Source organism: Sphingopyxis sp. (genome assembly GCF_036402335.1).
Classification (GTDB): Bacteria; Pseudomonadota; Alphaproteobacteria; order Sphingomonadales; family Sphingomonadaceae; genus Sphingopyxis.
This window is the reverse complement of record NZ_DASWTD010000673.1, coordinates 1-4,222: the sequence shown is the minus strand read 5'-3', so window position 1 is coordinate 4,222 and position 4,222 is coordinate 1. Positions and strand designations below refer to the sequence as shown.

3 protein-coding genes are annotated in these 4,222 nt (G+C 68.5%); all 3 read left to right on the top strand.

Going from position 1 to position 4,222, the window contains the following annotated elements; translation table 11 throughout:
- Positions 1 to 1,035: L-rhamnonate dehydratase (locus tag VGD20_RS21610; RefSeq protein ID WP_331136428.1), on the top strand; the 1,035-nt coding region annotated here is incomplete at its 5' end.
- On the top strand, positions 1,032 to 1,928 hold the full coding sequence (locus VGD20_RS21605) for an NAD(P)-dependent oxidoreductase (RefSeq protein ID WP_331136427.1): 897 nt from the start codon (positions 1,032 to 1,034) through the stop codon (positions 1,926 to 1,928). The genes VGD20_RS21610 and VGD20_RS21605, both read left to right, overlap by 4 nt.
- Positions 1,925 to 4,150 carry a TIM-barrel domain-containing protein gene (locus VGD20_RS21600; RefSeq protein ID WP_331136426.1) on the top strand — a complete coding sequence of 742 codons (2,226 nt, stop codon included), beginning with the start codon at positions 1,925 to 1,927 and terminating at the stop codon, positions 4,148 to 4,150. The genes VGD20_RS21605 and VGD20_RS21600 overlap by 4 nt, the downstream gene beginning before the upstream one ends.
- The last annotated feature ends 72 nt before the right edge of the window (positions 4,151 to 4,222 follow it).

Genomic DNA, 4,222 nt, shown 5'->3' with positions numbered 1-4,222 from the left:
TGGCTGATCGTCGAGATCTTCACTGATGAAGGGCATGTCGGGATCGGGAATGCCGCGCTGTCGCCGCATGTCACCAAGGCGCTGGTCGACCGGCATCTCGCCCCGCTGCTGATCGGCGAGAATCCCTGGGACACCGAATTTCTGTGGCAGCATATGTACCGCCGCACGATGGCTTACGGGCGCAAGGGCGTCGCGATGGTGGCGATCAGCGCGGTCGATATCGCGCTGTGGGATCTCATGGGCAAATCGGCCGGCCAGCCTTGCTACCGGTTGATGGGTGGCCGCACCAAGCCCTCGATCCCGGTCTACGCCAGCCGCCTTTACTCGACTCCGCTCGACGAGCTCGCCGCCGAGGCCGGGCGCTACAAGGCCGACGGTTACAAGGCGATGAAGCTCCGTTTCGGCTGGGGCCCGGTCGACGGCGCCGAGGGGATGCAGCGCAACCTCGATCTGGTGCGGACGGTGCGCGAGACCGTCGGCGACGGCATCGACATCATGGCCGACGCCTATATGGGCTGGTCGCTCGACTATGCGAAGCGGATGATGCGGCTGCTCGAGCCGTTCAACCTGCGCTGGCTCGAAGAGGCGATCATTCCCGACGATGTGCATGGCTATGCCGAGCTGCGGCGTTTCGGGACGACCCCGATCGCGGCGGGCGAGCACGAACATACACTGTACGGTTTCCGGCAGCTGATCGAAGCCAAGGCGGTCGACTATATCCAGTTCGACACGAACCGCGTCGGCGGCCTCACCGCCGCGCGCAAGATCGCGGCGCTGGCCGAGGCGCATTCGATTCCCGTCGTCCCGCATGCGGGGCAGATGCACAACTACCACGTCGTCATGGCGAGCGTGAACTCGCCGATGGCCGAGTTCTTCCCGCCGGTCGACGTCGAGGTCGGCAACGAGCTTTTCTGGCAGATCTTCAAGGGCGAGCCGATGGCGAAAGACGGGGCCATCCACCTCGACGACAAGGTCCCGGGCCTCGGCCTCGAGATCGACGAGCAGGCGCTTGCCCGTTTCGAGGTGACGGAATGACCGCGCCCGCGCTTCCCGTCGCCGTCCTCGGCCTCGGCTTGATGGGGGGCGGCATGGCGCGCCAGCTCGTGGCGCGGGGCTTTTCCGTCGCGATCTGGAACCGCGACCCCGAGCGCGCGCGCGTGCCGGGGCTGGAGGGCGCGCGCATATCGGAGACCCCCGCCGACGCGGTTCGCGGCGCGAAGGTCGTCATCGCGATGCTGGCGGCCGACGAGGCCTCGCGCTCGGTGTGGCTTGGACCGGGTGGCGCGCTCGCGGCGATGGACAGCGGCGCCGTCGCGATCGAGGCGAGCACGCTGACCATCGGCTGGGTGCGCGAACTCGCCGCCGAGATGGCGTCGGCCGGTGTCGATTTCCTCGATGCCCCCGTCACCGGAAGCCGCGACCAGGCCGCGAGCGGCGCGCTCAAATTCCTCGTCGGCGGCGATGCAGAGACGCTGTCGCGCGCGCAGCCGGTCCTGGATGCGCTCGGCACGAACGTCGACCATCTCGGGCCGGTCGGCAGCGGCGCGATCCTGAAGCTCGTCAACAATTTCCTGTGCGGGGTACAGGTCGCTTCGCTTGCCGAAGCCATCGCGATGATCGAGCATAGCGGTCTCGATCCGGTCCGCTCGCTCGCGCTGCTCGGCGCGGGCGCGCCGGGCAGCCCGCTCGTTCGCGCCGTCGGGCAACGCATGCTCGACCGCGACTATGCGCCGCATTTCCGGGTGCCGCTGATGGCGAAGGATCTCGCTTATGCCGCCGCCGCCTTTGGCGCCGAGGGCATCGACCTCGCATCGGCGCATGCCGCGCGCGACCGCTTTCTCGCGGCGGCCGCGGCGGGGTTCGAAACATTCGACATCGCCGCGATCGTCGAGCCGATGCGCGCGGCGCCGAACGAAGGGGAGGCATGATGACGCACGGATTGACGCGCCGGGGCAGCTTGCAGGCGATCGCGGCCGCATGCGCCGCGCTGGGGACGGGCACCACGGCGGCGCTCGCCGCGGCGACGCGGCCGCCGCTCGAACTGCGGCTTGCCGAGATCGGGCAGGGCATCGTCCGCATCTCGCTGCTGCCCGTCGTCGACGATGTCGCGGTCGAGCCGGAGGAAAGCGGGTCGCTGACCGAACGCACCTGGCCCGCGCCGACCGGGCGGATGCGGATCGACGACGGCGCGCGGACGCTGCGTTGCGGCGGTCTCGTCTTCCGCGTCAGCCCGAACCCGCTGTCGATTACCGTCACCGACGCGACCGGAGCCAGGGTGCAGGAGCTCGGCTGGGACGCCGGCGCAATGTCCTTCGACCTCGGCGAGGGGCCGCTGCTCGGCCTCGGGCAGGGCGGACCGCAGTTCGACCGCCGCGGTTCGGTCGACGCGATGAAGAGCGGGGCGGGCGGCTACCAGCTCCCGACGCACGGGTCGCGCGTTCCGATCCAGTGGCTCGTCGGGACCGGCGGCTGGGCGATGTTCATCCACCAGCCGGTGGGCTCGTTCGACATGAGCGGCGCGCGCGGGCTCTTCACGCCGACCGTCTCGGGCGGCGCGCTCGATCTGTTTCTGGTCGCCGCGCGCGAGCCTGCCGCGTTGATGCGCGCCTATGCCGAGATCACCGGCTATCCCCAGATGCCGCCGCTCTGGTCGCTGGGCTACCAGCAGTCGCACCGGACATTGGGGACGCCCGAGGAGATTGTTGCCGAGGCGAAGGAGTTTCGCGCGCGCAAGCTCCCCTGCGATGCGATGATCTATCTCAGCACGGGCTTCGCCCCCGCGGGCTGGAACAGCTACAATGGCGAGTTCGACTGGAACTCCCGGGTGTTCCCGGACCCCGCCGCGTCGATGGCGGCGCTGAAGGCCGAGAATTTCAAGGTCGTCATCCATGTTGCGGTCGAGGGCCGGCGCCTGACCGGCCGCGTCACCGATCCCTGTACCGCGCCCGCACTGCCGAGCGGCCGCCTGCCGAACGGCCAATGGCCGCCCGACCGGCAGGTCAGCTGCTATTGGCCCTTCCACAAGCCGCTGACCGACATGGGCGTCGATGGCTGGTGGCCCGACCAGGGCGACGGGCTCGATCCGCCGTCGCGCCTCGCGCGCAACCGGATGTATTTCGAAGGGCAGCAGCTCTACCGACCCGACAAGCGCGTCTACGCGCTCCATCGCAACGGTTTTGCGGGGATGCAGCGTTTCGCGGCTTTCCTGTGGTCGGGCGACGTCGAATCGCGCTGGGTGACGCTGGCGACGCACGTGCCGATCGCCATCAACACGGCGATCAGCGGCATCCCCTATTGGGGTACCGACATCGGCGGATTCCAGTCGCGCGACGACTTTACGGGCGAGCTTTATACGCGCTGGTTCCAGTTCGCGGCCTTCACGCCGCTGTTTCGCTCGCACGGCCGCGACTGGCGCATGCACCTGCCGTGGGGATGGACGAAAGGTGAGCGCGGCTTTCCCGAGACCGCGCAGTGGAACCCCGATCCCGCGGACCTCAAGGACGAGCGCGTCGAGCCGATTTGCCGGCAATATCTGGAACTGCGCTATCGCCTGCTTCCCTATCTCTACACTGCCGTCCACGAATGCGTTTCGACCGGCATGCCGATCATCCGCTCGATGTGGTTCCATCATGACGAGCCCGAGGCCGTGCGCCGGGGCGATCAATATCTGTTCGGACCGCACATCCTCGTCGCGCCGGTGGTCGAAAAGGGGGCGACGCAGCGGCGCCTTTATCTTCCGAAGGGGCGCTGGATCGATTTCTGGACCGGCGAGGTCGTCGAGGGTGGCCGCGAAATCGACCGTGCGGTCGACCTCGCGACGACGCCGCTCTACGTGCGCGCCGGTGCGGTGGTGCCGTTCGGTCCCGTCAAACAGCATACGGGCGAGAAGAGCGACGCGCCGATCACGCTCCTGATCCATCCCGGCGCCGACGGCGGCGGGGACCTCTACGAGGACGACGGCGACAGCTTCGCTTACCGGCGCGGCGATTACAGCCGCTTCGCCTTCCGCTGGTCGGATGCGACCCGCACGCTGCGGGTCCAGCAATCCCACGGACCGACCGCGCCGCGCACCTTCGCCGTCCGCGTCGCGGGCGACGAAAAGACCATGCAACTCACGCTCAAAAACGGCCGCGCGACGCTTCGCGTGTGACGGCCCGACCGAACGCCGCCCGGCGGCAAAAGACATCATAGATTGAAGGAGGGAATGCCATGATCACGACCA

Bases quoted from the DNA above. Each gene is read 5' to 3' on its own strand.
- VGD20_RS21605 (WP_331136427.1), top strand. From the start codon at position 1,032: ATGACCGCGCCCGCGCTTCCCGTCGCCGTCCTCGGCCTCGGCTTGATG.
- VGD20_RS21600 (WP_331136426.1), top strand. From the start codon at position 1,925: ATGATGACGCACGGATTGACGCGCCGGGGCAGCTTGCAGGCGATCGCG.